General features: G+C 68.7%; 27 protein-coding genes and 1 tRNA gene. 11 read left to right on the top strand and 17 right to left on the bottom strand.

The window, feature by feature from the left end; genetic code table 11:
- The first annotated feature begins 2 nt into the window (after positions 1–2).
- Together A7B18_RS05880 and A7B18_RS05875 are read left to right on the top strand one after the other, a co-directional pair.
- Positions 3–287, top strand: coding sequence for a DUF427 domain-containing protein (locus A7B18_RS05880; protein ID WP_102125775.1), 285 nt, complete (start codon positions 3–5; stop codon positions 285–287).
- Between the two features lie 77 nt (positions 288–364).
- Positions 365–441, top strand: a tRNA-Ile gene (locus A7B18_RS05875).
- A gap of 138 nt (positions 442–579) precedes the next feature.
- Here the strand turns inward: A7B18_RS05875 and A7B18_RS05870 are convergent.
- Positions 580–1500: a DUF4032 domain-containing protein gene (locus A7B18_RS05870; protein ID WP_102125752.1), complete on the bottom strand. Its 921-nt coding sequence runs from the start codon at positions 1498–1500 to the stop codon at positions 580–582.
- A gap of 234 nt (positions 1501–1734) precedes the next feature.
- On the opposite strand from A7B18_RS05870, the gene A7B18_RS05865 reads away from it, so the two are divergent.
- From A7B18_RS05865 to A7B18_RS05855, 3 genes are all read left to right on the top strand, one after another.
- Positions 1735–2331: a sulfite oxidase-like oxidoreductase gene (locus A7B18_RS05865; RefSeq protein ID WP_102125751.1), complete on the top strand. Its 597-nt coding sequence runs from the start codon at positions 1735–1737 to the stop codon at positions 2329–2331.
- A 61-nt stretch (positions 2332–2392) separates the two neighbouring features.
- Positions 2393–2914, top strand: a complete 522-nt coding sequence (locus A7B18_RS05860) for a mismatch-specific DNA-glycosylase (RefSeq protein WP_102125750.1) — start codon at positions 2393–2395, stop codon at positions 2912–2914.
- Between the two features lie 46 nt (positions 2915–2960).
- Entirely contained in the window at positions 2961–3788 is an 828-nt protein-coding gene (locus A7B18_RS05855; protein WP_102125749.1) for a hypothetical protein, read from the top strand.
- 70 nt (positions 3789–3858) lie between these two features.
- Here the strand turns inward: A7B18_RS05855 and A7B18_RS05850 are convergent, their stop codons facing one another.
- The 6 genes from A7B18_RS05850 to A7B18_RS05825 form a co-directional block, all read right to left on the bottom strand.
- Entirely contained in the window at positions 3859–4326 is a 468-nt protein-coding gene (locus A7B18_RS05850) for a nuclear transport factor 2 family protein (RefSeq protein WP_102125748.1), read from the bottom strand.
- Positions 4327–4340: 14 nt separating this feature from the next.
- A complete protein-coding gene (locus tag A7B18_RS05845; protein WP_102125747.1) occupies positions 4341–5180 on the bottom strand; it encodes a tryptophan 2,3-dioxygenase in 840 nt (279 codons plus the stop codon).
- A 1-nt stretch (position 5181) separates the two neighbouring features.
- Positions 5182–6435, bottom strand: coding sequence for a kynureninase (kynU, locus tag A7B18_RS05840; protein ID WP_102125746.1), 1254 nt, complete (start codon positions 6433–6435; stop codon positions 5182–5184).
- Positions 6436–6941: 506 nt separating this feature from the next.
- The gene (locus A7B18_RS23080; protein ID WP_425430319.1) at positions 6942–7145 is read right to left on the bottom strand and encodes a DUF1272 domain-containing protein; all 204 of its coding nucleotides are present in this window, start codon (positions 7143–7145) and stop codon (positions 6942–6944) included.
- A 60-nt stretch (positions 7146–7205) separates the two neighbouring features.
- Positions 7206–7496: a hypothetical protein gene (locus tag A7B18_RS05830; RefSeq protein ID WP_180970033.1), complete on the bottom strand. Its 291-nt coding sequence runs from the start codon at positions 7494–7496 to the stop codon at positions 7206–7208.
- Positions 7496–9010 (bottom strand): glycine--tRNA ligase, encoded by a 1515-nt coding sequence (locus A7B18_RS05825; protein WP_102125743.1) that lies wholly within the window; start codon positions 9008–9010, stop codon positions 7496–7498. The genes A7B18_RS05830 and A7B18_RS05825 overlap by 1 nt, the downstream gene beginning before the upstream one ends.
- Before the next feature lie 391 nt (positions 9011–9401).
- Between A7B18_RS05825 and A7B18_RS05820 the strand changes: the two genes are divergently transcribed.
- Complete coding sequence (locus A7B18_RS05820) at positions 9402–10523, top strand: alkene reductase (RefSeq protein ID WP_102125742.1); 1122 nt, start codon at positions 9402–9404, stop codon at positions 10521–10523.
- Between the two features lie 82 nt (positions 10524–10605).
- Here A7B18_RS05820 and A7B18_RS05815 read toward each other — a convergent pair whose 3' ends face one another.
- The 3 genes from A7B18_RS05815 to cysS all read right to left on the bottom strand — a co-directional run bounded on the left by A7B18_RS05815 (position 10606) and on the right by cysS (position 13750).
- Positions 10606–11415, bottom strand: coding sequence for a metallophosphoesterase (locus A7B18_RS05815; protein ID WP_102125741.1), 810 nt, complete (start codon positions 11413–11415; stop codon positions 10606–10608).
- A 73-nt stretch (positions 11416–11488) separates the two neighbouring features.
- Positions 11489–12073 (bottom strand): YcjF family protein, encoded by a 585-nt coding sequence (locus tag A7B18_RS05810; RefSeq protein ID WP_102125740.1) that lies wholly within the window; start codon positions 12071–12073, stop codon positions 11489–11491.
- Between the two features lie 201 nt (positions 12074–12274).
- Positions 12275–13750 carry a cysteine--tRNA ligase gene (gene cysS, locus A7B18_RS05805; protein WP_102125739.1) on the bottom strand — a complete coding sequence of 492 codons (1476 nt, stop codon included), beginning with the start codon at positions 13748–13750 and terminating at the stop codon, positions 12275–12277.
- A gap of 204 nt (positions 13751–13954) precedes the next feature.
- On the opposite strand from cysS, the gene A7B18_RS05800 reads away from it, so the two are divergent.
- Positions 13955–15070, top strand: coding sequence for an AI-2E family transporter (locus tag A7B18_RS05800; RefSeq protein ID WP_102125774.1), 1116 nt, complete (start codon positions 13955–13957; stop codon positions 15068–15070).
- A 69-nt stretch (positions 15071–15139) separates the two neighbouring features.
- Here the strand turns inward: A7B18_RS05800 and A7B18_RS05795 are convergent, their stop codons facing one another.
- Positions 15140–15502, bottom strand: coding sequence for a VOC family protein (locus A7B18_RS05795; RefSeq protein WP_102125738.1), 363 nt, complete (start codon positions 15500–15502; stop codon positions 15140–15142).
- A gap of 29 nt (positions 15503–15531) precedes the next feature.
- On the opposite strand from A7B18_RS05795, the gene A7B18_RS05790 reads away from it, so the two are divergent.
- Both A7B18_RS05790 and A7B18_RS05785 read left to right on the top strand, forming a co-directional pair.
- Positions 15532–16128: a hypothetical protein gene (locus A7B18_RS05790; protein WP_245872755.1), complete on the top strand. Its 597-nt coding sequence runs from the start codon at positions 15532–15534 to the stop codon at positions 16126–16128.
- 148 nt (positions 16129–16276) lie between these two features.
- Positions 16277–16678, top strand: coding sequence for a rhodanese-like domain-containing protein (locus A7B18_RS05785; protein WP_102125737.1), 402 nt, complete (start codon positions 16277–16279; stop codon positions 16676–16678).
- 190 nt (positions 16679–16868) lie between these two features.
- Here A7B18_RS05785 and A7B18_RS05780 read toward each other — a convergent pair whose 3' ends face one another.
- On the bottom strand, positions 16869–17297 hold the full coding sequence (locus A7B18_RS05780) for a DUF5872 domain-containing protein (protein ID WP_102125736.1): 429 nt from the start codon (positions 17295–17297) through the stop codon (positions 16869–16871).
- Between the two features lie 165 nt (positions 17298–17462).
- Positions 17463–17966 (bottom strand): PH domain-containing protein, encoded by a 504-nt coding sequence (locus tag A7B18_RS05775; protein WP_146009472.1) that lies wholly within the window; start codon positions 17964–17966, stop codon positions 17463–17465.
- Between the two features lie 77 nt (positions 17967–18043).
- Here A7B18_RS05775 and A7B18_RS05770 point away from each other — a divergent pair, with 77 nt between their 5' ends.
- A complete protein-coding gene (locus A7B18_RS05770) occupies positions 18044–19072 on the top strand; it encodes an aldo/keto reductase (RefSeq protein ID WP_102125734.1) in 1029 nt (342 codons plus the stop codon).
- 86 nt (positions 19073–19158) lie between these two features.
- Positions 19159–19905, top strand: a complete 747-nt coding sequence (locus A7B18_RS05765; protein ID WP_102125772.1) for a chlorite dismutase family protein — start codon at positions 19159–19161, stop codon at positions 19903–19905.
- A 51-nt stretch (positions 19906–19956) separates the two neighbouring features.
- Here the strand turns inward: A7B18_RS05765 and A7B18_RS21300 are convergent, their stop codons facing one another.
- Genes A7B18_RS21300 through A7B18_RS05750 form a run of 4 tightly spaced genes read right to left on the bottom strand, consistent with a single transcriptional unit; the run spans position 19957 to position 24353 of the window.
- The gene (locus A7B18_RS21300) at positions 19957–20883 is read right to left on the bottom strand and encodes an endonuclease NucS domain-containing protein (RefSeq protein WP_146009471.1); all 927 of its coding nucleotides are present in this window, start codon (positions 20881–20883) and stop codon (positions 19957–19959) included.
- Positions 20884–20905: 22 nt separating this feature from the next.
- Positions 20906–21574 (bottom strand): response regulator, encoded by a 669-nt coding sequence (locus tag A7B18_RS05760; RefSeq protein ID WP_102125733.1) that lies wholly within the window; start codon positions 21572–21574, stop codon positions 20906–20908.
- Positions 21571–22632: a DUF4097 family beta strand repeat-containing protein gene (locus tag A7B18_RS05755; RefSeq protein WP_102125732.1), complete on the bottom strand. Its 1062-nt coding sequence runs from the start codon at positions 22630–22632 to the stop codon at positions 21571–21573. The genes A7B18_RS05760 and A7B18_RS05755 overlap by 4 nt, the downstream gene beginning before the upstream one ends.
- A complete protein-coding gene (locus A7B18_RS05750) occupies positions 22629–24353 on the bottom strand; it encodes a sensor histidine kinase (RefSeq protein WP_102125731.1) in 1725 nt (574 codons plus the stop codon). The genes A7B18_RS05755 and A7B18_RS05750 overlap by 4 nt, the downstream gene beginning before the upstream one ends.
- Positions 24354–24404 lie beyond the last annotated feature (51 nt).

Here is a 24404-nt window from a genome sequence, read left to right as displayed (position 1 = left end):
ATATGAAGGCGATCTGGAACGGACAGGTCATCGCCGAGTCGGACGACACGGTGATCGTGGAGGGCAACCACTATTTCCCGCGTGGGAGCGTGAATTCTGTCTACTTGCGCCCGAGCGCCACCCACACCGTCTGCCCCTGGAAGGGCACGGCGAGCTACCACACCCTGGAGGTGGACGGCCAAGTCAACCCCGACGCCGCGTGGTTCTACCCGGAGCCCAAGGAGGCCGCGCGCATGGTCGCCGACCGGGTGGCCTTCTGGCGGGGCGTGCAGGTCACCCCGGGGTGAGTGCCTGGCGTTGACACTTCACGGTTCGCCTGCTAAATTGGCACCCGCCGTCCGCAGGGGCCGGTGAACCGTGATACACGGGAGTAGCTCAGTTGGTTAGAGCGCACGCCTGATAAGCGTGAGGTCGGCAGTTCAAATCTGCCCTTCCGTACCAAGAGCACAGAACCTCGCCTCGGGCGGGGTTTTTTGTTGTGGCCTTCCGAGGAACCCGCCGCTCAGGCAAAGGAGAGGGGCGGGAGGTGCCGAAGCTTCGTTCGCCAGGGTCACCTCCCGCCGCATCTGTTCGGGGGCTCTACATCGCCGGGTCGAGCTGGCCGCGCAGCAGCAGCTTCATGCGCTGACCGACCCGTTTGTACAGCGGTGGGGCGTGGTGGGCGCGGAAGTCGCGGGTGGCTTCCTCGCTGCCGACGTCGTGGCCGTACTTCTCGGTCAGGAAGTAACGGTGGTCCATGATCCAGAGGTACAGGTCGGCCTCGGTGCGCCCGGGGAAGCGGCTCATCACGTCGTGCTTTTCGAGGTTTTCGACGATCCGGGAATACAGACGGCGATACCAGCTCTCGACCGCCTCCTCCCAGGTGACGGGCGGCAGCCCGGCGCGCCCCGGCTTGCGGTCGAGGAAGTACTGCCGGGTGCGGATGTGGTCGATCAGGCGGTCGTAGCGGCCCGGGGTGGTGAAGAGGATTTCGCGGTGGCCGGGCACCACCCGGTCGAGGTTGGTCTGATGCAGGAAGCGGGCGTACTCGCCCTTGATGATCAGGTCGCGCAGGGTATCGTCCTCGTCGGGCGGGACGGTCACGTCGAGTTCGATGACGTGCGCGTCGATGTACTTCTGACCCTGGCGCCGCGCCACCGAGACGCGGTGGTTGCCGTCCTTGACGAAGTACACGTCACCCACCTTGTAGACCTGGATGGGCGGCAGTTCCTTGCCCTGGAGCTGGGCCGACCGGACGCCGATCCAGCGCTCGTCGAGGTGGCGCTCCTTGGGCAGGTAGTGGCGGTCGAATTCGCGGTAACGGTCCACCGAACCGATGATCTGCTCCACGGGAATGGTCTGGAGGCCGAGGGAGTGCTCGCCCTGCGGACCGAGGTGGCGCACCCAGTCAAAGGGCAGCAGCTCGTTCGGTTCGCGCCGCAGGATCGCCAGCAGGTCGCGCACGTCGCTCAGGAAGCGGGCGCGCTCCACCTCGTGCCGGGCCTGGTCGGTTGCTCTCATGCAGGGTCTCCTCGCGCCACAGCGGGCGCCGGACCGGGGCATGGACTACCGGGGAAAAGAGGTCACCCCGGTCTTGGTGTGCACTGTACACCTCCCGACCTCTCTATTTTCTGACGGCGAGCCTTCAGATTGGGTTGGGGCCGCGCTCACCTGGGCCTAGCGGATTCCTTCACCTGATGGGGAAAGGTGGGCCTCCCCATACCGACTCCCCTCCCCAGGCCGTCAAATACAGCCATGCTCGGCAAGTTCTTCAAGAAGCCCGATGACGACATGGGGGGGCGGGTGCCTCCCGGCCAGACGCTCACCACCCGCTTCCCCGTGCTGACCTATGGCCCCACCCAACGTTACGCACCGCAGGATGTGGTCGTCCGCATCTCCGGGCTGGCCGAGGAGAAGACCTTCACCTGGGAAGACCTCCTCGCCCTGCCGCAGACCACGCTGACGTACGACATCCACTGCGTGACCCACTGGAGCAAGCTGGGCACGACCTGGACGGGCGTGCGCGTGGTGGACCTGATGGAGCACCTCAGGCTGCTCCCGGGCGCGACCCACGTCATGCAGCACAGCGTGGGCGGGTACACGACCAACCTCAGCCTGGAAGACTTCACCCGGCCCGAGAACCTCCTCGCGCACACCTTCGACGGCGAGCCGCTGGACGCGGAGCACGGCGGACCCCTCCGGCTCGTCGTGCCGCACCTGTACTTCTGGAAGAGTGCGAAGTGGCTGAACGGGCTGGAGTTCATGGCCGCCGACCAGCCCGGGTTCTGGGAACGCAACGGGTACCACATGCGGGGCGACCCCTTCAAGGAGGAGCGCTACGACGACGACTGAGGGGGGTCAGGCCGCGTCCGGCGGCCAGCCGCCAGCGGGGGAGGGGTACCTCGTTCCCGACGTGTTGCAGCCGGGGCTGACGCTGGTGCTCGTCGGCACCGCTCCCAGCCGCATCAGCGCGCGGGCGCGGGCGTACTACGCCAACCCCGAGAACAAGTTCTGGCGGGTACTGCATGAGGTCGGGTTGACCCCGCGCCAACTTGCCCCGCGCGAGTACCCAACCCTGCCGGAGTACGGCATCGGCCTGACGGACGTGGCGAAGCGGCACAGCGGGGTAGACGCCGCCTTACCCACCGAAGCCTGGGCCCCGGACGAGCTGCGCGCGAAGATTCGGCACTACCGGCCCGCCGTCGTCGCCTTCACTTCCAAGCGTGGCGCATCCGAGACGCTGGGCCTGCCGACGGGCAAGCTGCCTTACGGCCCGCAGCTCCTGCCGCTGGAGGGGGCCGAGGTGTGGGTGCTGCCCTCGACGAGCCCGCTGGGGCACAACCACTTCCAGTTGGGGCCCTGGCAGGCGCTGGCGAACCGGGTGCGGGAACGGCGGGAGGCAGGGCGAGACGAGGCCGAAGGGTCGGCAACGTGAGCCGCGCGGGAACCGGCCCGGCCCCCCTCGCGTACCCTGAAGAATCATGGCGCCCGTGAATCCCCTCACCGTCTTCACCGCCGCCCGCACCGGCTCGCGGGTGGTGCGATACCTGATTCGGCCCGCCCGGCGGCTCTCCCCGGCGAATCTCGATCTCTCGGGACGGGACCCGTGGTTGCCGTCCGAGCGACCGGGCGGGAGGCCGGGGGAAACGCTGCGGCGCGGGGCCAGCGTGGCGCGGCGGGCGGCAGGGCTGTTCGTGCTCCTCGCGCTGTGCGTGCTGGGGGCGGTGCTGCTCGGGCCGCTGCTGCTGCTCCTCGGGGTGGGCACGGCCTTCGGAAGCGACGTGGCGGGGTGGATGCTCGCCTTCACCCTCCTGCTCGCCACCTTCGGGGCGGTGTGGACGGCGCGGCGGGCGGCCCACCTCATCCGGGCGCGCGAGGATCAGGTGGGCGTCGTGACCCTGGACGCGCCGGGCACGTTGGGAAGTGGCGGCGCCGACGACGAGGCGGGGCTCCTCGCCCTGTTGAGAGGAAGTGAGCGCGCCCTGCCGCCTTCCACCCGCGCCGCCCTGCACGCCACCGTGATCGCCACCCGGGACGCCCTGCGGGTGACCTCGGGTGACCTCTCGCTGGGCCGCGACGCCTTCGACGCCCGGCAGGCCGCCCGCGAGGACCTGCCCGAACTCCTGCGGACCTACCGCGCCGCCCCCCGCACCCCGGAGGCCGACCGCCTGCTCCTCGGCCAGCTCACCCTAATCGAGCGCCGCATGGGTGAGGTCGTCCGCGAGCGGCAAAGGGCCCAGTCCCGGACCCTCGATGCCCACCGCCGTTACCTGGAGGGCAAGTACGGCGAGCGGGGGGAGGAGGGGTAGGCGGGTCAAACCGCGGCACCCCCGCGAAACGTTTTCTCCCCGTGAGGGGGCATTTTGGCGAGGTGCCGGGTTACAGCCCCAGTTCCGTCAGCCCGGGGTGATCCTCTGGGCGCGGCCCCGCCCCCCACCGAAAGAGGCGGTCCTCCGGCGCGATGGACACGTCGTTGATGCTCGCCTCGCGCCGCCGCATCAGCCCATGATCGTCGAACTCCCATTGCTCGTTGCCGTAGGAGCGGGTCCACTGCCCCGCCTCGTCGTGCCACTCGTAGCAGAAGCGGACGGCGACGCGGTGCCCGTGGAAGGCCCACAGCTCCTTGATGAGCCGGTAGTCCAGTTCGCGCGCCCACTTGCGGGTCAGAAAGGCGGTGATCGCCTCCCGCCCGGTGAAGAACTCCGAGCGGTTGCGCCAGCGGCTCCCCAGCGTGTAGGCGAGCGCCACCCGCGCGGGGTCGCGGCTGTTCCAGGCATCCTCGGCCAGGCGGACCTTCCGGGTCGCCGTCTCGAGGGTGAAGGGCGGAAGCGGGGGGCGGGTCTCCATCGCGGCCTCCTGGCTCACAGCTCGGTGCGGACCTGCCACAGCTCGGGAAACAGCACCGTCTCCAGCGCCCGCCGCAGGTACCCGGCGCCGCTCGTGCCCCCGCTGCCCGTCTTGAAGCCGATGGTGCGCTCCACCGTCGTGAGGTGGTTGTAGCGCCAGCGGCGGAAGTTGTCCTCCACGTCGAGAAATTTCTCGGCGAGTTCGTACAGTTCCCAGTATTGCCCGGGGTCGCGGTAGACGGTCAGCCACGCCGCCAGCACCTCGGGGTGAGGGGTGGGCGGCTGGGTGCGGTCGCGGTGCAGCACCCCGTCGGGGATGGGCAGACCGCGCTCGGGCAGCAGGCGCAGGGCGAGGTCGTAGAGGCTGGGCGCGTGGAAGTCGGCTTCGAGCGGCCCGTGGATGTCCGGACGGTGCGCGTGCGGGCGGAGCAGCGCGGCGTGCCGGTTGCCGAGCAGAAATTCCATCGTCCGGTAATTCGCCGACTGGAAGCCTGACGCCGCCCCGAAGGCCCCCCGGAACTGGAGGTAATCGGCGGGGGTCATCGTCTTGAGCACTTCCCACGCCTGGGTCAGTTGCTCCAGGGCGCGGACCACCCGGGTCAGGCCCTTGAGCGGCGCGTCCACCACGCCCGCCTCCAGGTCCCGCATCGCCGCCCGCAACTCCACGTTGATCAGGTGCAGCCAGACCTCCGAGACGTGGTGCACGGCGATGAAGAGGTGTTCGTCGTGGGCGTCCGTGAGCGGCTGGTGCGCGCTCAGCAGCGTGTCGAGGTGCAGGTAGTCCCCGTAGGAGAGCGAGCGGGTGAAGTCGGCCCGGGCCCGCTCGGGAGAGTCGGGGTCGGGGGTGTGGCTCATCTCAGGTCACCGCGTTCCGTTCGGCGTAGCGGGCGTCCTGCCAGCGGCCCTCGCGCATGATGATGTCGAGGGTCTGCACCGCGTGCCACACGTCCTCGTGGCTGGTGTAGAGCGGGGTGAAGCCGAAGCGCAGCAGATCGGGCGCGCGGAAGTCGCCGATCACCCCCGCCGCGATCAGGGCCTGCATGACCTCATAGCCGTGCGGGTGGGCGTAGCTGACCTGGCTGCCGCGCCGCTCGTCGTCCTCGGGGGTGACGAGCCGGAAGCCGTGCCGGGCGCAGAGGGGCCCCATCAGGTCGATAAAGGTGCGGGTGAGGCTCAGGGACTTGTCGCGGAGCTGGGCGAGGTCCACGTCCTCGAAGACCTCCAGCGCGGCGTCGAGGGCGCTCAGGGCCAGGATGCTCGGCGTGCCCGTCTGGTACTGGCGGATGCCGGACGCGCCCGTGTACCGCGAGGTGAACTCGAAGGGGGAGGCGTGGCCCATCCAGCCGCTGAGCACGTTCGGGGCGTGGGGCTGGTGACGGCGCGCGACGTACAGGAAGGCGGGCGCCCCCGGTCCCCCGTTCAGGTACTTGTACCCGCAGCCGACCGCGAAGTCTGCCCCCGCCCCGTTCAGGTCCACCGGGAAGGCCCCGGCGCTGTGGGCGAGGTCCCAGATGATGAGGGCGCCCCGCTCGTGGACGTGCCGGGTCATCTCCCGAAGGTGGTGGCGCTCGCCCGTGCGGTAATCGACCTGGGTGAGCATCACGACGGCGGTGTCGTCGGTCACGGCGTCCGCGATGGCGTCCGTGGACACCAGCCGCACCTCCGCCCGTGCCTCGCCAACGAGTCCGGCGAGACCCTGCGCGATGTAGAGGTCGGTGGGGAAGTTGCCCTCGTCGGCCAGGATCACACGCCGCTTGGGGTCCCGTCCCGCACTCACGTGTATGGCTGCCGCGAGCACCTTGAAGAGGTTCACGCTCGTGCTGTCGGCGGCGACCACCTCGTCCGCGTCGGCGCCGATGAGCCGCGCGATGCGTGCTCCGACGCGGGCGGGCAGATTGATCCAGCCGTGTGTATTCCAAGAGCGGATCAGGTCCTGGCCCCATTCCTCGCGCACCACCTTCTCCACCCGTTCCGGCACGCGGGCGGGCAGCACGCCGAGGCTGTTGCCGTCGAGGTAGGTCACGCCGCCTGGGATCAGGAACTCGCCCCGTTTGGAGGCTAGGGGGTCGCGGGCGTCCAGGGCGCGGAGGGTGGCGAGGTCGGGGGTCATGGGATCAGGGTAGGGGAAAGCAGGCGGAGGTGTTGTGGGGACCTTCGTTAGTTCTCTGGGTGGCAGAGAAATGGTTCTGTGGTTGGCCGGGCGACTTGCCACGGTTGGCTCCCACCCCCCAGCCCCCTACCCCCGGAGGGGGCTGGGGGAGCGGCGCTGCGCTAGGCAAGGACACACGGGCGGTGCGGGTGGTTAGGTTCTTCTGAACGCAAGGTGTGATCTTGTCGCGTCCCAGTCGCCACCCCACCGTCTCGCTGCGCGAGCAAGGCGGGGCCGTGGGCCAGGACCGTCCACTCTCCGCCACTCATCGGACGTCCGGAGAGACGTTTTGAATAGCGCAACAGCTCCCGCTTCTTTTCTCCCTCTCCCCCTGCGGGACTCGTAGAGCTGCTTGCAGAGAGGGCCGGGGTGAGGGGGCGTGTGACCAGCAATCCTGCTGGGACGATGCCTTCTCCCTCCCGCTGAGGTCGAGGGGGAGCGGGATGCCGGGTTGTGCCCGTTTCCTCTCAGCGCCGCGTGAACCGGCCTATGGCCGCCGAAACGAGTGAGCGGGTTCGCCGGGGCCGCGTGACCAGCTCACCTCCACAGTTGGGACAGACGTGATCCATCGCCTCGGCACAGGCCGGGCAGAAGGTGCACTCAAAGGAGCAGATCGTCGCTTCGCCGTCTGCGGTCAGAGGCGTCCGGCAATGCTCGCAGGCGGCTTTCATCTTGAGCATAGCTGAGCATACGAGCAAAACCCCGCCCTTGAGTGGGGCATGTGAGGATGTTCAGAGAGGAAGTTTCCAGCCCAGCGGCACTCCGTCTAGCAGGCCGTCTGGCAGGGGCCGCACCACGACGGGCAGGAAGTAGTCGGCGGGACCGAGCAGATCACGCACGTCCTCCGTCACCTCCCGCCGCCGCTGGCGCCAGTCTGGGTCCAGCGGAAGCCAGCGACCTTCCTGCCCACGCCAGACTTCCTCTTCGCCCTCCCGCTCCACCACGCCGGTCAGGGCGTAGAAGTCATCCTCGGCGTCCGGCTCGTTGTCTACGATCAGGAAGACGGTTAGCCGCTCCGGCATCAGCGGAGCCGCTCCCGAATCCACCCCGCCAACTCGCTGATCTTCACCCGCTCCTGCCCCAACGTGTCCCGGTCGCGCACCGTCACCGTGTCGGTCAGGCTCGGGTCCTCCCCCTTGCCCACGGTGTCGAAGTCCACGGTCACACAGTAGGGCGTGCCCACCTCGTCGTGGCGGCGGTAGGACTTACCGATGTTGCCGCTGTCCTCGTACAGCACGCGGCCCAGGCCCAGCCCCTGAAGTTCGGCCTTGATCGCCTTGGCGACCGACGTGATCTCCTCCCGGTTGCGGGCGAGGGGGATGACGGCCACCTTGATCGGCGCCAGGTGGGGCCTGAGCTTGAGCACGATTCGCTCGTTGCCGTTCTCCAGCGTCTCCTTGGTGAACGCCTCGCTCAGCACCGCGAGCATCGCCCGGTCCACGCCCGCCGAGGGCTCAATCACGAAGGGCACGACGGGTTTGTTCGTCTCGGGGTGGGGGATGGTCAGCTTGGCGACCGAATCGAGGTTTTCCTCCACGCGCGCCTGGAGGCCGAGTTCCCCCTGCGCCTTCGTGTGCGAACCCAGGTCGAAGTCGGTGCGGTTGGCGATGCCCTCGATCTCCTCGTAACCGAGCGTGGGGTAGTCGTACATCAGGTCGTAGGTGCGCTTGGAGTAGTGGGCCAGGTCTTCTTTCGGCACGTCGAGAATCTGAATCTTCCCCCGCGGCACACCCTGAGCCTCCCACCAGGCGAGACGGGCCTGGAGCCACTTCTCGTGCCAATCCTCGTCGGTGCCGGGGACGCAGAAGAACTCGATCTCCATCTGTTCCAGCTCGCGGACGCGGAAGATGAAGTTGCGCGGCGTGATCTCGTTGCGGAACGCCTTGCCGATCTGCGCGATGCCAAAAGGGAGGCGACGGCTGGTCGAGTCCACCACGTTCTTGAAGTTGGTGAAGATCCCCTGCGCCGTCTCGGGCCGCAGGTAGCCGTAACTGTCCTCGTCGGCGACCGGGCCGATGGTCGTCCTGAACATCATGTTAAAGGGCTTCGGGGCGGTCCAGTCGCCCACCTCGCCGGAAAAGGGGTCGCGCACGCCCGCCGCAATCAGGGCTTCGGACGCCCTCGCAGGATTCGCCACGAGCGCCGCTACCACTGCCGGGAAGTTCTCGGCGCTCTCTCCGATGCCATCCGCGACCCGCGCGATCACGTCCGCCTTCTGGTCCTTGACAAGGTGGTCGAGGCGATACCGTTTGTTGTTCTTCTTGTTGTCCACCATCGGGTCGCTGAAGGTGGCCTCGTGGCCGGAGTGGCGCAGGACGAGGCGGTGCATGATGATGGAAGCGTCGAGGCCCTCCATGTCGTCGCGCTCGTAGACGTTCGTGCGCCACCACGCGGCCTTGAGGTTGTTCTTCAGCTCCACGCCGAGGGGGCCGTAGTCGTAGAAGCCTTGCAGGCCGCCGTAAATCTCCGAGCCCTGAAAGATAAATCCCCGGCGCTTGCAGAGGCTGACGAGTTCTTCCATCGACTGTGCGGGCATAACCTCTCCTTTCCGCACCCGCCGGGGAGGCAAAAGAGAACGGCCCCGGCGAAGTGCTCGCCTGGGGACGCAGAAGTCATGCTCCACGCGGTTCCACCCCAGTTCCAGCCCGGCAATTCGCCAACGCTGGCACTTTTGTGACTTTGAACAGACTCCCCGCCGCCCTTCCCGCGCTGCTGGCCCCGCCTGACTCTCACCGTCTCAGGCTCGCTCCTGGGTGCGTGGCGCGGTACTCCTGCGGATCGACGCCTGCGGGAAGTCTGCCGCAGGGAAGCGGTGGGGGTCAAGCGGGAGGCAGAACGTGCGTACTTCGTTTAACAAAGCGGTGTGATTTCCAATCCAGCTTGGGGAGTGCGGTCATACTCGCTCCCTCAAGAGAGGAGTACCACCAATGACCACACTTGAACCGAAGTCGGACACGGCCACCGCCACGCCCGCCGTCCTGACGCCCTTTCGCCTCGGGCCGAACAAGCTGAAAAACCGCATGGTGGTCGCACCCCTGACCCGCAGCCGCGCCGACGAGGGGACGGACGTGCCCGGCCCTCTGGTCCGCGAGTACTACGCGCAGCGGGCGGGCTTCGGCCTGATCCTGACCGAGGGGGCGCAGATCAGCCCTATGGGCAAGGGCTACCCGCGCACGAGCGGCATCTACAGCCCCGAGCAGGTGGCGGGCTGGCGGGCGATCACGGAGGAGGTCCACGCGCGGGGCGGGCGCGTCTTCCTGCAACTGTGGCATGTCGGGCGTCTCTCGCACCCCGACTACCTGAACGGCGAGACGCCCGTCGCCCCCAGCGCCATCCCCGCTGGGCCGCCCGACAAGAGCTACGACGGCGGCTTCCACCCCTTCGTGACGCCGCGCGCCCTGGAGACTTCCGAAATCCCCGGCCTCGTCGCCGACTACCGCAAGGCCGCCCTAAACGCGAGGGATGCAGGCTTCGACGGGGTGGAGATTCACGGGGCGAACGGCTACCTGCTCGAACAGTTCCTCCTGACGGGCAGCAACGCCCGCACCGACGAGTACGGCGGCTCCCTCGACAACCGCCTGCGGCTGCCGCTGGAGGTCACGCGCGCCGTGCTGGAGGTCTGGGAGCCGGAGCGGGTCGGCTACCGCATCTCGCCCACGGGAAGCGCCGCCGGGATCGGCGACGAGAACCTGGAGGCGACGTATACCCGGCTGCTGGAGGAGTTGAACGCCTTGGGGCTCGGTTACGTCCACGTCGCCGAGTTCGTGCCCACGCGCGGCGCGGCGCTGCCGGAGCGCACCCTGCTCCCGCTCGTGCGCCGGACCTTCGGCGGGGCGGTGATGGCGAATGGCGGCTTCCACGACGTGCGGGGCGCGAGCTGGATCATCGAGCAGGGGCACGCGGATCTCGTGTCCTTCGGGTCCGCCTCCATCGCCAACCCCGACCTGCCCGAGCGGTTCCGCCGCGGTGCGCCCCTGAACACCCCCGACCGCACCACCTTCTACCAGGGCGAGGAGAAGGGGTACACCGATCACCCGCTGCTGGACTGAGGCAGAACGGTTCTCAAGACTCCCAGGCCGAAAGGTGTGGGAGTCTTCGCCGTTGGAGGGCTCGTGCAGAGGGGGAGATCAGTCAGACCCGGCGGATATACGGCTCTATCTCGCCGTCCACGTCGATGTGGAGCAGACACACCTTCCCCTTGCCGGGATGCAGGTCGATCTGAAGGGCGGGTTTTCCCTCCCGGTCGGGCATCTGGTGGAGGTCTGGTGTCTCCATATGGCCGTGGACGCTCGCCCGGTAGCCCTCGGGCAGGGGGTGGAGTCGCCGTGTGGAGGGATCGCCGGGCAACGCGAGGGGAAACCACACCACGTCGTCGTCCGCATCGGAAGGCCAGAGGTCGGCGGCCCGGTTCTTCCCGCTCGCCAGGCGTTGCGGGCTGGGACGGGTGGCGTGTGCGAGCAGCACTCTGGCCCCCGGTGGGCCGACCTCCAGCCACAGCCGTCCGTGTTCCCTCAGCCAGCGCAGGTCTCCGGCCAGGGCTCCCGCATCCCCCTTCCCGCCCCAACCGTAAGACGCGGCGGCCTCGCGCCCACCGACCTTCCACCACAGGTTCATCAGCGCGCGGTCGTCGTCCAGCACGGCGGCAGCGGCCATCACCTCATGGTTGCCGAGGAGGACGGCGGCGCGGCCCGACTCGGTGAGGCGGCGGACCGTCGCCAGCACCTCGCGCGAGGCGTCGGCTGTTCCGGGGTCGGCCCGTGCCCGCCGCGCCTCCTGCCTGCGGGGCGAGTCGTCGATCAGGTCGCCTAAAAACACGAGGCGGGACCTGCGGTGAATGCTGTTTGCGACTTGCAACGCCGCTCGCAGCCGCGTCGCGTGCCCGTGCAGGTCGGGGATCACGAGCCAGGAGCCGTCCCAGTCTTCCTCTGACCAGTCCATCATGACTCAGGGGAGAGGCCGGACCTCTTCACGCCAACCAGAAGAGAGCGGCCCGGGCCACCCGAAAGCTCTTGCCTCAGTTCAGGTTCCGGGGGTCGGTGCCCGGCCCCTTACCCTTCTCCTCGGCGCGGCGGCGCAGTTCACTGGCGAGGTCGCTGAAGTCCTGCGCGCTCGGCAGCACGCGGCGGGTCTGTTCCTTGGCCTCCTGCACCACGCGGACCTGATCCCCCCGCTCGAAGGGCAGGCCCGCGCGCTTGCGCTCGAAGTACCGCTGCGCCATGCGTCCCAGCGCGAAGGTCCAGCCGTACACGGCGGGCGCGGTGATCAGGCCGCCGATGACGGGCAGGGCCATTTTGGCGAGGCCGCGCATAATCTGCCGGGCCAGGACGCCGTAGACGACGGTGGCGCCGAGTTCCTGCGCGATCTCGCGGGCGCGGGCGGGGGTGATGTCGAAGCCGTAGATCTTGCCGACGTGCAGCACCATCTTGGCCTGAAGGGGCGTGATGAGCAGGATGTCGGCAAAGGGCACGGGCTCGACGGCAATCGCGCCCGAGAGCAGGGCCGCGCTCTTGATGACCTCCTCGACGTTCTCGTCCTGAGAGAGGGCCGGGTCCACGTCGAAGTTGAAATTGTCGAGCACCTGCTTGACGAGGGGCAGCATAGGGCGAGTGTACCGCCGCGCTCCCCACACGGGTGAGGCGGGGGTGACCCGGCGTTTATTTGCTCCACGCCACAACAAGAAGACGCGCCGGGGAGGGTGGCGCGTCTTCTACGGGGAGGGAAAGAGGGTGAAGGGTTCACCGCTCGCCCTCAGGATAGGCAGGGAGTCCTGACAACTTTCTGACACCCTGCGGGGCGAGGCTCAGCGCCGCCAGCGCGGCCCGTCCTTGGTGTCCTCCACCGTCACGCCGACCGCGCTCAGGGTCTCGCGCAGCTCGTCGGCCTGGGCGTACTGCTTGTTCAGGCGGTAATTCTGCCGCGCCTTGAGCACCAGCTCCATCAGGGCGCCCACGACCGGCGTGTCGTCCTCTCTGGCCGGGCCGCCGCCTTCCTCGAAGAGGCCGAGCACCTCCCCCCCGAGGGAGCGGTAGGCGTCGCGCGCCGCCTCCAGCGCCTCCCGCCCGACCTCCCCGGCGCCCAGGGCCGCGTTCACGTCCGTCGTCAGGCCGAAGAGGGCGGCGACCGCGCGGGGCGTGTTGAAGTCGTCGCGCATCGCGTCCTCGAACTCCCGGACATGGCCCTCGATCCTGGCGAGCAGGGCCGGGTCGGGGCGCTCGGAGGCGGAGGGCTGGCGGCGCTCGACCTCGTGCAGGGCCTCCGAGAGGCGGCGGTAGCCGCTGCGGGCGCTCTCAAAGGCCGCGTCGCTGAACTCGGTGACCGAGCGGTAGTGGCTCGACACGAGCAGGAAACGCACCACCATCGGGTCGTGCCGCTCCAGCACGTCACGCACGGTGGTGAAGTTGCCCTTGCTCTTGCTCATCTTCTCGCTGCCGATGGTGAGCATGTTGTTGTGCATCCAGTAGCGGGCGAAGGGATGCCCCGCCGCCTCCGATTGCGCGATCTCCGCCTCGTGGTGCGGGAACTGGAGGTCAAGCCCCCCGCCGTGGATGTCGAAGCCCTCTCCGAGGTACTTGAGGCTCATCGCGCTGCACTCGATGTGCCAGCCGGGAAAACCAAGGCCCCACGGCGACTCCCAGCGCATGATGTGACCGCTTTCTGCCCGCTTCCACAGGGCGAAGTCGCGGGGATCGCGCTTTTCCTCGCGCACCTCCTCGCGGGTGCCCTCCTCCTGGTCGTCGAGCCTGCGCCCCGAGAGCTTGCCGTACTCGGGCCAGCTCCGCACGTCGAAATAGACGCTGCCGTTGGCCTCGTAGGCGTGGCCGCGCCGGATCAGTTCCTCGATCAGTTTGATCTGCTCGGGGATGTGGCCGGTCGCGCGGGGGTTGATGCTCGGCTTGAGGACGTTCAGGGCGTCCATGTCGCGGTTGAACGACCAGAAGTACTTGTCGGCGACCTCCATCGGTTCGAGGCTCTCCAGCCGGGCGCGGGCGAGCAGCTTGTCCTCGCCGTCGTCGGAGTCGTTCTGGAGGTGGCCCACGTCGGTCACGTTCGTCACGTAGCGCACCGCGTATCCGAAGTGCATCAGCGCGCGGCGGATCACGTCGAAGGCGACCTCCTTCTTCGCGTGCCCGAGGTGCGCGTCGGAGTAGACGGTCGGCCCGCAGAGGTACATGCCCACGCGCCCCGGCGTGGTCGGGACGAAGCGGACCTTCTGGCGCCGCAGGGTGTCGTACAGGAAGAGGTCGGGGTCGGGCTGGCGTGGGGTGGGATGACGCATGGGGACTCCTGGCAGGGGAACAAAGGAAGCCGCCGCACCACATCGAGGGGGGGCGCGGCGGCAGGGGCGCTGCTGACCGCTAGGGAAGGCAACAGGCGAAGGTCATGGGGTCGCTGGACATGGGGTCACTGTAGCAGAGGCGCGGGCCCGACCCGTGACCGGGATGGGAGGGGTCCGGCGCGGCGAGTCCATATCATGGGCGGCATGATCGCGCCCCCCAAACCGCTCAACGCCTTTCAGTACGTGTGGCGCAACCCGTGGGTGCGCGCAGCCGCGTTCCTGCTCGCCTTTTACGTCGCCTACCGGCTGCTGGGCCGGGTCGCCACCGTCATCGTGGACGTGCTCGTGGCCTTCCTGATCGCCTACCTCGCCAATCCGCTGCTGAACTGGCTCGAACGGGGCCGGGTCAAGCGGGGGCTGGGCGTGTTTTTCGTGCTCCTGATTTTCGCGGGCATCTTCACGCTGGCGGGGGCGCTGCTCGTCACGGTCTCGGCGCAGCTCATCAGCCTGCTCAACACCCTGCCGGATCAGGTGGGCCGCCTGGGCGAGTTGCTCGACCGGCTGGGGGGCTGGCTTCAGGAACGGGGCATCACCGGGCTCGACAATGCCCGCGAGCGCCTGACCGACGCCGCGCAGGCCTACTTGCGCAACCTCGGCACGAACATCATCCCCATCCTGCAAAACGCGCTGAGTTCGACGGGCTCGCTGTTCAACCGCCTGGTCTCCATCGGCGGGGTGGTGGGGCAGATCCTCCTGATCTTGCTGCTCAGCATCTACCTGATGCTCGACTACAGCCGGGTCAATGCCGCCCTGCTGCGCTTTTTCCCGCGGCCCTGGCAGCCCAGGGTGCTGGAGTTCACCGGGCTCGTCGGCACGGCGGTCGGCGGCTACGTACGCGGTCAGCTCGTGATCGCCCTCTTTATCGGCATCTTCGTGTGGCTGGGTCTGAGTCTGATCGGCATTCCCAGCGCCGCCGCCATCGGCTTTCTCGCGGGGGCCTTCAACATCGTGCCGTACCTGGGCCCGATCATCGGCGCGACCCCCGCCCTGCTCCTCGCCCTGCCGTCGGGCTGGGTGACCATGCTGCTCGTCATCGTGGTCTTCGTGGCCGCCAACCAGATCGAGGGCAACTTCCTGAGTCCCTACATCCTCAGCAAGACGACCGACCTCCACCCCATCACAGTCCTCGTCGCCATCCTCGTCGGCGTGGCGCTGCTGGGCTTCACGGGCGCGCTGCTCGCCGTGCCCACCGTGGCCCTCGGCAAGCTGCTGATGGAGAAGTACTACTACCCCAGCCGGGTCTACACCGAAGGGCCGTAGTTGGGGCGCAGAAGGTCGAAGGCGGAAGGCAGATGGCGGGAGCACTCCCGGGCCATCTGCCTTCCGCTTTCAGCCCTCCGCCTCCAGCAGCTCCACCTGCCGCCCGTCCGGGTCGAGCACAAAGGCCATGTCCCGCCCGCCGGGGCTGGGCTGAAGGTCGCAGGTGACGGTCACCCCCGAGGCGCGCAATTCGGGCAGCAGGGCGCGCAGGCCGGGGACGTGCAGGGCGACGTGTTCGGCCCAGTGGGCGTGTGGCCTGGGCACCTCCCCCCCGATCTGGAAGAACTGGAGCCGGCCCTCGCCCAGCCGCACCACGCCGCGCCGGAAGCCCTCGTGGGTCGTCGCGTCCTTCTCGACCACGCCGCCCAGCCGCCCGTAAAAGGCGAGGGTGGCCGCGAGGTCCCGGGTCAGGAAGGAGACGTGCTTGAGCATGGGGGCAGGCTAGCGCGTACCCTGCCCCCATGACGCCGCCCCCCTGGACCCTGCGTGGGCACGGCCTCGTCGCGCTCTACGCGCCCGCGCCGCATCTCCCGCTCGGGGCGCTGATGCTGGTGCGCTACGCGTCTTCCCCGGTCGGCCCCTACGACGAGTTGCTGTGGGTGGAGGCTCCGGTCGCCAGCCCCGCCGGGCCGCGCCCACAGGTGCGGTCCATCGTGGTCAGCACGCGCGCGAGCGTGGCGGGGGGCCGCCGCAACTGGGGCATTCCCAAGCGGCCCGCCGGATTCGAGTGGGAGGGGGAGCCGGGCCGCGGTCAGGTGCGCGTGACCGGGGCGGACGGGCGGGGGGTCGCGCACCTCGCTTACCGGTGGGGCGGCCTCCGTCTCCCGGTGACCACCGCACTCGTCCCCGCTCCGCTGCGAACGCTGGCGCAGCCCGCGCTGGATGGGGACGAGGGCTGGCTCTTCACGACACCGAGCGCGCAGGGACACGTCACCCCCGCCCGCCTCACCGTCCTGCACGTGGACGGTCTTCACCCCCCTCTCGTCTCCGTCCGTCCGCACCTGACGCTGGGGGTGCCGGACTTCCGGCTGGTGTTTCCCGTTCCTCGACGGACATGAACGGGCTGTCTTGCGGTGAGGCTGCGGGACACTGCTTTTCGGAGGGGTGAGAGGTTACGCCTCATCTCGTCCTCGTGCTTCAGGATCACCCTGTGAAGGGGACGCTTCCTCCGCGGGAGCGATCCCTGACGGTCGCAAGGAGGGTGTCATGTCACCGAAGACGGCTATGCAGATGGTTCAGGAGGCCAGGCAACGCGTCGAGAACCTCTCCGCTGATCAGGTCGCCGCCGAGCTGGAGCGTGGGGACGCCGTGCTGGTCGATCTGCGCGAACCCGGCGAGCAGGACCAGACGGGCGTTATTCCCGGTGCCGTGGCCGCGCCACGCGGAATGCTGGAGTTCTGGGCCGACCCGACGAGCCCGTACCACCGGCCCGAGTTCGACCCTGGCCGCCGCCTCATCCTGCACTGTGCCTCCGGGGGCCGCTCCGCCCTCGCCGCCGACACCCTCCGGCAGATGGGCTACACGAACGTCGCTCACCTGGACGGCGGGATGAAGGCGTGGTCGGAGGCCGGGCGCCCCGTGACAGGACGTAAACCAGCACCGGAGTGAACCGCAACCCGTCGGGGCGCGGGCCGGTGAGCCCCGCCGGTCCTCCGAACCCGGCAGGAGGTCACGGACCGGCACAAAAAAGCCGCCCTCTTGGGCGGTGATATGAAGAAAGATAGCGCGGGATGCATTCGTTGTCAACTTTATACGCTCAATGGGGCGGTGACGACCGACCTCCCCCGGCAGCAGCGCCCTATTTGCCGCCCTGCTCCTTCTCGAAGCGCTCCATCGCGCGCCGGACGGCGGGGGGCCAGTCCACGTGCTGCTCGCCTTCTTTCGAGCCGCGCACCTTGCTCTGCTCGGCCTCGCGGCGTTCCTCGGGGGTCAGGGCCTCCCACACCGCCTTGGGGAGGTAACGGCTCACGCTGTTCCTGTGCCGGGCGTGGTCGTCGCCGTCCACGGTCTGCCAGTCTTGCTCGGTCCAGTGTTCGAGCGAGCGGGCGGCCTCGTCCTTTTCCCCGATGTAACCGCCGCCGTGCGCCTCGTACTCGCGGACGAGGAGTTGGCTCTTGCGCGCCGACCACTGCCCGGGCGCGCCGCCCTTGTCGGACTGCATGATCTCGTCCTTGAGCCGTTCGCGCAGTTCGGGGTCGGTGTACTTCTCCTCGGGTTTCTTGTTCATGGGGCCTCCTGGGCGCAGGGTGAGGGATGGACGCGCCTCATTTCCGCAAGCCAGCGCGGGATTTCAAGGTTTGATGATCACGCCGCGGAGGCTTTCACTTGGAGAGCGACAAAAATCCGCCTCGGGCGGTGACAGAGCAAGTGGCGCGCGAGGAGTGAGGCCGGGTCAGGCATCAGGCACACCCCGCGCCCGCAATTCGCGCAGGAAGGCGTTCGAGTCGGCGGGCGTCAGAAAGTACCGCTTCCCCTGGTAGGTCACCAGCACGCCGTCCCGGGTGGATGAGGAGAGGGCCAGGACGGTGTTCGGGCCTTCCCCCAGCCACGCGAAGGCTCCAGAGTAGTAGCCCGGCGCATTCACGCCCGCCTGCTTGACGCCCAGGCCGTGAGCGGTGGCGCCCGCCCGCAGGTCGCGGTAGGGCCAGACGAAGGTGCCCGAGGCTCGCCGAATCTCCAGCCCCTCGTCGGTCAGCGCGTAGCCCAGGCGGCGGGGCAGCCAGACAAACAGCGCGATCAGCCCGGCAGCCATCAGCGTGAACAGGAGGCGGACGGGCAGGGGCATGGGCTCGCCGACCGGCAGCCAGGCGCTGCCCAACAGCACCAGGGGGACCAGCCCCACGAGAGCCGTGAGCAGCGGCGAAGAAGGTCGGGCGAGGGGGATGGGCTGTCTCACGGCCAGATGATAGTCGCCTTCCCCTGACCGCTCGTTCGGGGTGCATTGTCCCCGTGAGGCGGTGAAATACTCCGGGCATGGAATACCGACAGCTACTTGGCACCGACCTCACCGTGAGCGCGGTGGGCTTCGGCGTGTGGACGGTGGGCACGACGTGGTGGGGCGTGAAGGACGAGGACATGGCCGTGCGGCTGCTCCGGCGCGCCTTCGACCTCGGCCTCACCTTTTTCGACAACGCCGACACCTATGCCTCGGGCCGTGCGGAGGAGATCCAGCGCCGGGCCCTCGGCGATGTGCGCGATCAGCTCGTCATCGGCACGAAGTTCGGCTACGACATCTACACCCACCCCGAACGCCCCGGCCAGCAGGAGCGCCCCCACGACTGGACACCCGCGTACCTCCGCAAGGCGCTGGAGGGCTCGCTGAAGAGATTGGGCACCGACTACATCGACTACTACCAGCTTCACAACTGCCGCGTGGACGCCATCCGCAAGGACGACTTGTGGGCGGAACTGGAGGGGCTCAAGGCGGAGGGATTGATCCGCGCCTACGGCACCGCCCTCGGCCCCGCGCTGAACGAGCGGCAGATCGAGGAGGGCATCGCCTCCATCAAGGAGCGCCGGGCGCCCACCCAGATCATCTACAACCTGCTGGAACAGGTGCTCGGCGAGCAGATTCTTCCCGTCGCCGAGGGGGAGGGCGTCGGCGTGATGGCCCGCGTGCCGCACGCCTCGGGGCTGCTGGAGGGGTACATGACCCTCGACACCGAGTTCGAGCCCGGCGACCACCGCAACTGGCGGATGACCACCAACGCCCGCCGCAAGGCGTGGATGGAGGACGGCCTGAAGAAGGTCGAGGGGCTGAATGCTGAGTTTGTCGAGGGCCGGGGCCGCACCATCGGCCAGCTCGCCCTCCAGTTCGCCCTGCGCTCCCCCGCGATGGCGAGCGTTCTGCCCAACATCTACGACGAGAAGGGGCTGGAGGAGTACGCCGCCACCTTTGGGGCCGCGCCGCTGACGGACGCCGAGTACGACGCGATTCAGGCGCTCTACCGGGAGAACTTCGGCCTCACCCATGACCTGCGCGGGCAGGAGGTGGCGCGGTGACCGACGATCAGAAGCCGACGCAGACGGAGAACACCCCGCCGCCCACGGGAGGCAGGCCCGGCAGTGCCCCCGGTGGCCGCCCGAAGATGATGGTGGACCTCGACCCCAGCGGGCAGGTCACCCAGCGGGAGCCCGACCGCGCCCAGCGCCAGTTCCTGAATTACGCCTTCTACAAGCTCGACCCCGCCTTCCGCCGCCTGCCGCAAGCGGAGCGCGAGGAGCTGAAGGCCGAGTTCCTGGCCGCCGCGCAGGGCTGGGTGGACGACTCTCCCGCCGAGAAGGGCATCATCCAGCGCACCTACAGCCTCGTCGGCGTGCGCGGGGACGTGGACTTCATGCTGTGGCGGATCGCCTTCGACGTGCGCGAGTTTCAGGAGGCGCAGGGGAGGCTCAACCGCACCCGCCTGATGGGTTACCTGACCCAGCCCTACAACTTCGTCTCGATGCAGCGTCGCAGTCAGTACGTCAACCGCGTCGAGGGGAGCGGGCACGGCCTCGAAATCCTGCCGGGGCAGGGCAAGTACCTGTTCATCTACCCCTTCATCAAGACCCGCCCCTGGTACGACCTGACCCCGCACTCGCGCCAGGGCATGATGGACGAGCACATCTACGCCTCGGGGCCCTTCAAGGGTGTGCGGATCAACACCTCGTACTCCTACGGCATCGACGACCAGGAGTTCGTGGTGTCCTTCGACTCCGACTACCCGCAGGAGTTCGTGGACCTCGTTCACCGCCTGCGCTACACGGAAGCGAGCATGTACACGCTGCGGGACACGCCGATGTTCACATGCGTGAAGAAGGAACTGGCGGACGTGATGGAGGATTTGGGGTAAGGGAAAGAGGGGTGAGGCGGACGTGGTGGGAAGGGCGTCCGTCGCTTCATCTCATAGGTTTTCAGAGTAAGCTCGATCAATGAGGGGAAGGGCTCGTTCGGCGTTCTCCTGAGAGCCAATTACGACCTCCAAGTCACCCGTTCCATGATGACCGATGTTACGCGCATCACTTGTAAAGCCGTCTATGAGTTCGACCGACTTCGGGTCTAGCTTCAAGTAGACGTATAACTTGTTCTTGCGGATGAGTACACACGCAAAATTTTTGACTTTACGATAGGCTATGTACGCCTTTAAAGGTCGTTTCTCAACGTCGCTTCCTAAGGAGAGGATGTGTTGATCCATGATATGGAAGGCATCTTGTATGTAAGGATCACTTGTGGGCAAAACATCAAGGTGACTCGCACCTATTGCTTCGGGCAGAATAAAATCAGATGAGTCGGTAATATCGGCCAAACTACTTAAATTTCCTTTGCCGAAGGGGTTTGCCGCCTCATTTAATAATTCTAAAAGCAGCAAATCGCCTGGGAGACGAGAATATTGTATAAGTTGGATTTCTCTACCAATTTGATTAACTGCATACCTGTCGTAGGGACTATAATTCTCCGCTATACATACGAGTCTTGGCTTTGACCAATCGATCAGGCCAGCTTTGTCACCCCCCAATTTTTGTTGTACAAGCAAAGTGAAGTCTGCCCTGTGATTTACGAGCCAATCAAGGTAAAAAAGTGCCTGCGAAAGAACGGAGTCGTTGATCCCTCTCTTGTACTCGACAATAACAGGACTATTGTTTTCGTCTAGGCCGAGAGTGTCTATTCTCCCGTTAGATATCACGTGCTCGCTTTTGATAAAGCGAATCCCGAGCAGGCCCTCCATGTTCTGCTCGATGAGTCGTTGAAGTTCACGCTCAAGTTTGAACGATTCATGATTGAGTCGCTCGCAATGACCCTCACTTACTCTGAACAAAGAAAAAGTTCCCACGGCCTTACAATACCCCTTCCCCCTACCCCTCCTCCAGTCGCGCCAGCCCGTGCCGCAGCGCGTACAGCGCCGCCTGCGTCCGGCTCTCCAGCCCCAGCTTGCTCAGCAGGCGGCTCACGTGCGTCTTCACGGTCGCCTCGCTCACCCCCTGATCCTGGGCGATGTCGCGGTTGGAGTGGCCCCGGGCGATGAGCTGCAAGACGATGGTCTCCTTGGGGGTCAGCGTCTCGCGCATGTCGGGGGAGCGGAAGTCGCGCACCAGGCGGCGGGCGGCCTCCGGGTGCAGCCGCACCTCGCCCCGGGCGGCGGCGTGGATGGCGTCTGCCAGCGTGTCCGAGGAGGCGTCCTTGAGCATGTAGCCGATAGCCCCTGCCTCGATGGCGCCGTTGACCTTGTGTTCCTCCAACGTGCTCGTCAGGGCGATGACTTCTGTGTCGGGCCATGCGCGGCGCAGGAGCCGGGTGGCCTGGATGCCGTCCATCACGGGCATCATCAGGTCCATCACGACGACCTGGGGGCGCAGGGTGCCCGCCTGGGCGAGCGCCTCCTCGCCGTTGGCCGCCTCGCCGACGACCTCGATGGAGGGGTCGAGGCCCAGGAAGAGGCGCAGCCCCTGCCGGACGACGGCGTGGTCGTCCACGAGGAGAACGCGTACGGTGGGGGTGGGGGCAGGGGTGGGGTCGGCGGTCACGGCGTCGGGTCTCCTTCGGGGGTGGTGTCCGGCTCGCGGGTCGAGAGGTCAATCGTCCGCGCGTCGATGAACAGGTCGAGGTCGGGGGCGTCGAGGGCGCGGGAGGTGCTCGCGGCGGTGTTGCCCTGGCGCAGCCACCCTCGCGGCAAGTCCACTGCACCCCGGTCGGTGAAGCGAACCCGGGTGGAGCGGTCTCGCGGCACCACGAGCGTCACCCGCCCCCCCTCCGAGCGGAAGTCGAAGGTGCCCGCCGCCCCGTCGGGGAGATTGAGGTCCACGTCGCCCGAGCCCGTGGTCACGCTCAGGCGGTCCACGCGCGGCAACTCGCCCGTCACGTCGCCGCTGCGGGTGCCGATGTTCAGGGCCTCGGTGCGGGCGTTGCCCAGGCCCAGGCGCACGTCGCCGCTCTCGGTGTTCACACGCAGGGCGGGCGAGCGCCACCCGGGCCCGGCGCGCAGGTCCACGTCGCCCCCCAGCGTGACGAAGGTCAGCGGCCCGCTCTGGCGCTCCGGCAGGGTGGCCGTCACGTCCCCGAAGCCCGACCGCACGCTCAGGGCCCGCAGCCGCAGGGCGTGGAGGTCCAGCCGCGCCTCCCCGCTGTAGGAGTCGGTGGTCAGGGTGACGGGCACCCCCCGGGTCAGGCCCACGTCCAGCCGGTGTTGCAGGGGCGTGATGCCTCCCCGGATGACGCCCTCGTCCAGCGGTTTGACGTTCAGCCGCACGTTCGCGTGGAGGGTGTTCTCCCGCCGGACCGTCGCCAGTTCCACCGGGTTGCGCTCGCGCCGGGTGACCGTGCCGACGAGGGCCGAGCGCTCCGGCCACGCCAGCCCGCCGACGAGGAACGTCGTGCGGTCTCCCTCCAGCCGGACGTTGAGCGAGTTCGCCCCCGAGAGGGGCACGCGCAGCGGTGTCCTGACCGTCTTCAGGCCGGGCACCGGCGTCACCCGCGCGCCCTGCCAGCCCAGCCCCACCCCGCCCGCCACGAGCGCGAGCCCCAGCGCGATCCGCGCGAGGACGGGGGGGAGGGGTCGGTCGGGGGGTCGGCGGGCGACCGTCACGCGCCCACCTCCGCGCCCGGCTGAGGCACCGGGTGGGGCCCGGCGGGAAGAGTCAGGGTGACGGTGGTGCCCTGGCCGGGTTCGCTCCTCACGTCGAGGGTGCCCTCCACCTCCCGCGCCCGCTCCCGCATCCCCCGCTGGCCGAGGGTGCCGCCCGGCAGGCTGTCGGCGTCGAAGCCGCGCCCGTCGTCACGCACCCGCACGGTGACCTGCCCCCCTTCCTCGCGGACGGTGAGCCACACCTGAGTCGCGCGGGCGTGCTTGACGACGTTGTGCATGGCTTCCTGCGCCACCCGGTAGGCGGCGGCCTGGGCGGCGGGGGAGAGGCGCGGCTCGGCCCCCAGCTCCGCGTGGACGGTCAGCCCGTGGCGGGCCTCCAGGGCGTGCGCGTGCTGCGCGAGGGCCGCGACCAGCCCGCCCTCCTCCAGCGCGTCGGGGCGCAGGCTGAAGAGGAGGGCCTTCATCTCCGAGACGCCCCCTTCCGCGAGGCGGATGGTGTAGTCGAGGCTCGCCCGGGTGCGTTCCGGGTCACGGCCCAGGGTGGCGCGGGCGGTCTTCGCGCCCAGGGTGATGCCGTAGAGGGCCTGGGCCACGCTGTCGTGCAACTCGCGGGCCAACCGGGCGCGCTCCTGCTCTCCGGCCCGCGCGCTCGCCCGCTCGATGAGTTCGGCGGCGTGCAGGGCCGTGCCCGCGTGGTCGGCGATGCTCAGGAGGAAGGCGAGTTCGTCCGGGGTGGGCCCGGTGCCGGGGGCGTACACCGCGCGCAGGGTGCCGCCGTCACGCCCCCCCGCCACGACCGGCAGGGTCGCCAGGGCGCCGCCCCCCGAGGCGAGGCGCACGTCCGCCCCGCCCGCCTGAACGAACGGCCCGGGACCGTGCAGCTCGGGGTGGTCGGGGCCGCTCGCCGACCGCACGCTGCCGTCGGGCGTGACGAGCGCCACCGCCCGCGCCGTGCTTGCCGCCTGCGCCTGGGCCGCCAGGTCGGCGAGGGTCGCGCCCAGGTCGTCGCCGAGGGCCACCCGGCCCGCCGCCCGGCGCAGCGCGGCCACCTCGCGCCGGGCGATCACCTCGTCCGCCCGGTTGGCGAGCAGCGCGGTGGCGAGCCGCCCCCACATCCGCCCGAACAGGTCGAGCACCGCCGCCGTGACGAGCATCCCCCCGAGCCCCGCCACCACCAGCCCCGCGACGCCGAGCCCCGAGAGCGCCACCGTTCCGCCGTCCCACATCAGCGGGAAGAGGTCCGGGCGCCGGGCCCACAGCGGCGCCGTGAGGGCCAGGAGCGACACGCCGAGCAAGGAGCCCAGCACCACCCAGCACAGGGCGGCCAGGGGAAGCTGCACGGTGTGGAACATCAGCGCCCGGTAGGTCGCCCCGTCGCTCAGGGTCGCCCGCAGCCAGGCGAGGACGCCCGCGTGGGTCGGCGGCGGCAGCACCCGGGAGAAGCGCACGCCGAGCAGCCCCGCCAGCCACCGCTGCACCCCCGCGAGCGCCGGAACGAGCCAGAGGGTCCCCAGCAGCAGCGCGGCGCCCACCAGCAGCGGCAGGGTGAGCACGCCCAAGAGCGTCCCGGCGGCGAGCAGCAAGAAGACCAGCCCGCCCAGCGGCAGCGCCAGCCCGACGTACAGGGCCACGCGGTAGGTGCGGGCGCTCAGCAGATCGGCGAGCGGCCCCTCCCGGCGTGAGCGCCCGGGTGCAGGTGGCAGGGTCATCGCCTCCATCATGCGCGCAGGGTAGGAGGAAGGGGAGGGGAGGGGCGTCCGCCGAAAGGGGGA

The organism is Deinococcus planocerae, from assembly GCF_002869765.1.
Classification (GTDB): domain Bacteria; phylum Deinococcota; class Deinococci; order Deinococcales; family Deinococcaceae; genus Deinococcus; species Deinococcus planocerae.
The sequence above is the reverse complement of the archived record's forward strand: the minus strand, read 5'-3'. Positions and strand labels throughout refer to the sequence as shown.